Annotated in this window: 5 protein-coding genes and 1 pseudogene; 4 read left to right on the top strand and 2 right to left on the bottom strand. The window is 70.9% G+C overall.

Going from position 1 to position 3,776, the window contains the following annotated elements; translation table 11 throughout:
• Both ACIKT0_RS14690 and ACIKT0_RS14685 read left to right on the top strand, forming a co-directional pair.
• The coding region (locus ACIKT0_RS14690; RefSeq protein ID WP_407106058.1) for an HAD-IC family P-type ATPase at positions 1 to 914 on the top strand (914 nt) is incomplete at its 5' end.
• Positions 884 to 1,927 (top strand): collagen binding domain-containing protein, encoded by a 1,044-nt coding sequence (locus tag ACIKT0_RS14685; RefSeq protein ID WP_407106056.1) that lies wholly within the window; start codon positions 884 to 886, stop codon positions 1,925 to 1,927. The genes ACIKT0_RS14690 and ACIKT0_RS14685, both read left to right, overlap by 31 nt.
• On the opposite strand, the gene hisI is transcribed toward ACIKT0_RS14685, so the two are convergent.
• Together hisI and folE are read right to left on the bottom strand one after the other, a co-directional pair.
• Positions 1,924 to 2,385: a phosphoribosyl-AMP cyclohydrolase gene (hisI, locus tag ACIKT0_RS14680; protein WP_407106054.1), complete on the bottom strand. Its 462-nt coding sequence runs from the start codon at positions 2,383 to 2,385 to the stop codon at positions 1,924 to 1,926. The genes ACIKT0_RS14685 and hisI overlap by 4 nt on opposite strands.
• 52 nt (positions 2,386 to 2,437) lie before the next feature.
• Positions 2,438 to 3,088, bottom strand: a complete 651-nt coding sequence (gene folE, locus ACIKT0_RS14675) for a GTP cyclohydrolase I FolE (RefSeq protein ID WP_407106053.1) — start codon at positions 3,086 to 3,088, stop codon at positions 2,438 to 2,440.
• A 183-nt stretch (positions 3,089 to 3,271) separates the two neighbouring features.
• On the opposite strand from folE, the pseudogene ACIKT0_RS14670 reads away from it, so the two are divergent.
• Together ACIKT0_RS14670 and ACIKT0_RS14665 are read left to right on the top strand one after the other, a co-directional pair.
• A pseudogene (locus ACIKT0_RS14670) lies at positions 3,272 to 3,676 on the top strand (iron-sulfur cluster assembly scaffold protein); the annotation flags it as partial.
• On the top strand, positions 3,663 to 3,776 hold a 114-nt coding region (locus ACIKT0_RS14665), incomplete at its 3' end, for a metallopeptidase family protein (protein ID WP_407106060.1). The pseudogene ACIKT0_RS14670 and the gene ACIKT0_RS14665, both read left to right, overlap by 14 nt.

Here is a 3,776-nt window from a genome sequence, read left to right as displayed (position 1 = left end):
CGGCAGGCGCGGCCGCGCGGCGGCAGGCCGAGGCTGATCGCGCGCTTCAGCGGCGCGACGAGGAACGCCGCACGCTCCTGCTGCTGATCATGACGGCGGTTTTGGGCGCGCCCTTCCTGATCGAGATGATCGGCATGGCGGCCGGGGCGCATCAGATCATTCCGGGCTGGCTGCAGCTCGCGCTCGCGACGCCCGTGCAGGCGCTGGTCGGCTGGCGCTTCTACCGCGGCGCCTGGGCGTCGCTGCGCGGCGGCGCCGCCAACATGGACGTGCTGGTGGCGCTCGGAACCAGCGCGGCGTTCTTCTGGAGCGCCGGCCAGCTGCTCGCCGGCGGTCACGGGCCTCTCTACTTCGAGGCGTCGGTCGCCGTGCTGGGCTTCGTCCTGCTCGGCAACCTGCTGCAAGCACGCGCGACGTCCGGCGCCAGCGCGGCGCTCACCGCGCTGAGCGAGCTGACGCCCGCCGTCGCGCGTCGGCGCACCCGCGACGGCGGCGAGGAGCAGGTCTCGGTGGAGGCTGTGGCGCTCGGCGACGTCGTGCTCGTCAGGCCAGGCGAGCGCATGCCGGTCGACGGCCAGGTTCTCGAAGGCGAAAGCGCGCTCGACGAGTCCCTGATAACCGGCGAGAGCAAGCCGGTTCCGAAAACGGTCGGGGACCCTGTCGTCGCGGGCTCGCTCAACGGCTCAGGCTTCCTGGCGATCACGGCGACCGCCGTCGGCGAGGACGCGACGCCCGCCCGGATCGGCCGTCTCGTCGCGCGCGCACAGCTCGCGAAAGCGCCAGTGCAGCGGCTGGTCGACCGCGTCACGGCGGTGTTCGTGCCCGTGGTGGTCGCCATAGCGGTGGTGACCTTCGTGGGCTGGCTAGGGCGCCTTCGCCCGCCATGCCCGGGCGAGAGCCCGGCGGCGGACTGATCGGCGGCACGATTTCGGGCCGGATGAACCTGATCGGCCCGTCCTCCAGCGAAGCTCCTCAGCGCGAGCAGACCCCCCGCATGCCGCCGCCGGCGATGTTCTCGCCGGAGCGGCTCGACAAGGTCGACCCCGCGGTGATCGACGGGCTTCGGCTGCCGAGGCTCGATCCCGCCGGGCCGGCGCCTGTGCGGCCCACGACGCCCGCGCCCGCCTCGCCCAAGGAAGCGGCTTTGCCGCCGCCCATCGCTCCGGTGATCAAGGAGCCGGTGTTCCTGTCCGCGGTCTTTGACGAGGGCGGCGCCAAGGTGCCGGGCGGGGTCAAGTGGCGCGTGTTCACCGACCAGCCGGACGCCAATGGCGAGCACCTTCTGGTGGCCGAATCGACCGACGCCGAGCCGCGCTTCGACCTCGATCCCGGGAACTACATCGTGCACGCGGTCTATGGCCTCGCGAGCGCGGCGAAGTTCGTGACCGTCCGTCCGCGCCAGCCCTCGACCCAGCGGATGGTGCTGAAGGCGGGCGGCGTCAGGCTGTCGGCCTATGTGGGCGACGCCAAGCCGCCGGAGGCCGACGTGACCTTCACCCTGTCGCGCGACGAAGGCGGCATGGCCCAGAAGGTGGCCGATAACGTGCGTCCGGGCGCGCTGTTGCGCCTGCCGGCGGGCGATTACCACGTGGTGTCCAACTATGGCGACGCCAACGCCATCGTCGAGGTCGACCTGCAGGTCCCGCCCGGCAAGCTCGTCAACGCCCAGGTTCACCACAGGGCCGCGTCGGTGACGCTGAAGCTCGTCGACCGCGCGGGCGGCCGCGAACTCGGCAACACCTCCTGGACGATCCTGACGCCGGGCGGCGACGTGATCCGCGACTCGATCGGCGCGCTCCCGCGCATCGTGCTGGCGGAGGGCGACTACATGGCGATCGCCCGCCATGACGGGCGCATGTATCAGCAGAGCTTCGCCGTGAAGACCGGCGTGCCGACGGCCGTTCAGCTCACCGCCGACGGCGGCTAGCCCTTGGGCGCCTTGTAGACCGAGCCGGGTTCGAACAGCCGCGCGGCGTCGGCGGGCGCCAGCGCCTCCCCGAGCGCGCCGGGCCCCACGGGGACCTTGCGGTAGAAGCAGGAGCGGCGGCCGGTGTGGCAGGCGGCGCCCGTTCCGGCGACCTCGACCGAGAGCCACAGGGCGTCCTGGTCGCAGTCGACCCGGAGCTCGACCACCTTCATCTGGTGGCCGCTTTCCTCGCCCTTGCGCCAGAGCTTGCCGCGCGAGCGCGACCAGAAGTGCGCGACCCCGGTCTCGATCGTGGCCTGCAGCGCCTCCGCGTTCATGTGGGCGAACATCAGCACGCCGCCCGCGCGCGCATCGGTCACGATCGCCGCCACCAGCCCGTCGCGGTCGAACCGAGGGGTGAGGCGAAGCCCCTCCTCCAGCTCCTCATGAGGACCGGGGGGCGGAAAGCTTGAGGTCATGATCGAGGGCGCCTGTGAAGAGGGAGCGGGCGAGCGCCGCCCCTTGGGCGCTTCAGCGCGAGGACTGGCCGGCGCGCACCAGCGTGATGAACCGGGCCTGCTCGGCCGGCTCGTCGCGGAACACGCCGGTGAACTGGGTGGTCACGGTCGACACGCCCTGCTTCTGGATGCCGCGCATCGACATGCACATATGCTCGCCCTCGAGCATCACGGCGACGCCGCGCGGGCGCAGATGCTCGTCGATCGCGGCCAGGATCTGCGCCGTCAGCGCCTCCTGCGTCTGCAGGCGCTTGGCGTAGGTGTCGATCACGCGGGCGATCTTGGACAGGCCCACGACCCCGTTCTGCGGGTAGTAGGCGACATGCGCCTTGCCGAAGAACGGCACCATGTGGTGCTCGCAATGCGAGAAATACGGGATGTCGCGCAGCACGACCATGTCGTCGTAGCCCTGCACGTCCTCGAACACCCGCTCGAGATCCTTGGCGGCGTCCTGCGCGTAACCGCCGAACAGCTCGCTATAGGCCTTCACCACGCGCTTGGGCGTGTCCATCAGGCCTTCGCGGTTCGGATTGTCGCCCGCCCAGGCGATCAGCGTGCGCACGGCGGCCTCCGCCTCCTCCCGGGTGGGCTTGCGGAAGGTCTGGTGGCCCTTGGGGGCCGGGATGGGCACGCGTGCGAACGGGTGCTGTACGACAGCGTCCATGGGCTTCCTCTTCGGAGGACCGTCGGCCCCCTCAACGCCACCGGCGGAACTCAACCTGCACTCCTGGCACAAGGCCCGTAACGGATCATGGCGAGGGCCGGCGAGGCCGCTTATATAATGGACCCACGGCGCCGAACAATCGACGCGATTGATCAAAACGCTTGGCGTAGGGCGGGAGCCCCGATGATCGACGACATCTACAACCGCAGAATCCTCGAGCTCGCGGCGGACATCCCGCGGCTCGGCCGCCTCGCCGCGCCTGACGCGAGCTCGACCCAGCACTCGCGGCTGTGCGGCTCGACCGTGACGGTGGATCTCGCTTTCGACGGCGAGACGGTGACCGACTTCGCCCACGAGGTGCGAGCCTGCGCGCTCGGCCAGGCGTCCTCCTCCGTGATGGCGCGGGTCGTGGTGGGGCGCACGGCGCAGGAGCTGCGCGAGGTTCGCGACGCCGTGCGGCGGATGCTCAAGGAGAACGGGCCCGCGCCGGACGGCGTGTGGGAGGACCTGAAGGTCCTGGAGCCGGTGCGCGACTACAAGGCCCGCCACGCCTCCACCCTGCTGACCTTCGAGGCTGTTCAGGGCGCTCGCGGCGACGGCGGTGATCCGCGTCGACGATTTCCCCACCGAGGAGGTTCTGGCCGAGCTCGGCGCGGAGAGCGAGTTCGACCTTCTCGGCCTCTTCACC

Source organism: Hansschlegelia beijingensis (genome assembly GCF_045505405.1).
Lineage (GTDB): Bacteria > Pseudomonadota > Alphaproteobacteria > Rhizobiales > Methylopilaceae > Methylopila > Methylopila beijingensis_A.
This window is presented reverse-complemented; position numbering and strand designations above follow the sequence as displayed.

Coding starts and splice junctions, on each gene's coding strand:
- ACIKT0_RS14685 (WP_407106056.1), top strand. CDS start 884: ATGCCCGGGCGAGAGCCCGGCGGCGGACTGATCGGCGGCACGATTTCG.
- hisI (WP_407106054.1), bottom strand. CDS start 2,385: ATGACCTCAAGCTTTCCGCCCCCCGGTCCTCATGAGGAGCTGGAGGAG.
- folE (WP_407106053.1), bottom strand. CDS start 3,088: ATGGACGCTGTCGTACAGCACCCGTTCGCACGCGTGCCCATCCCGGCC.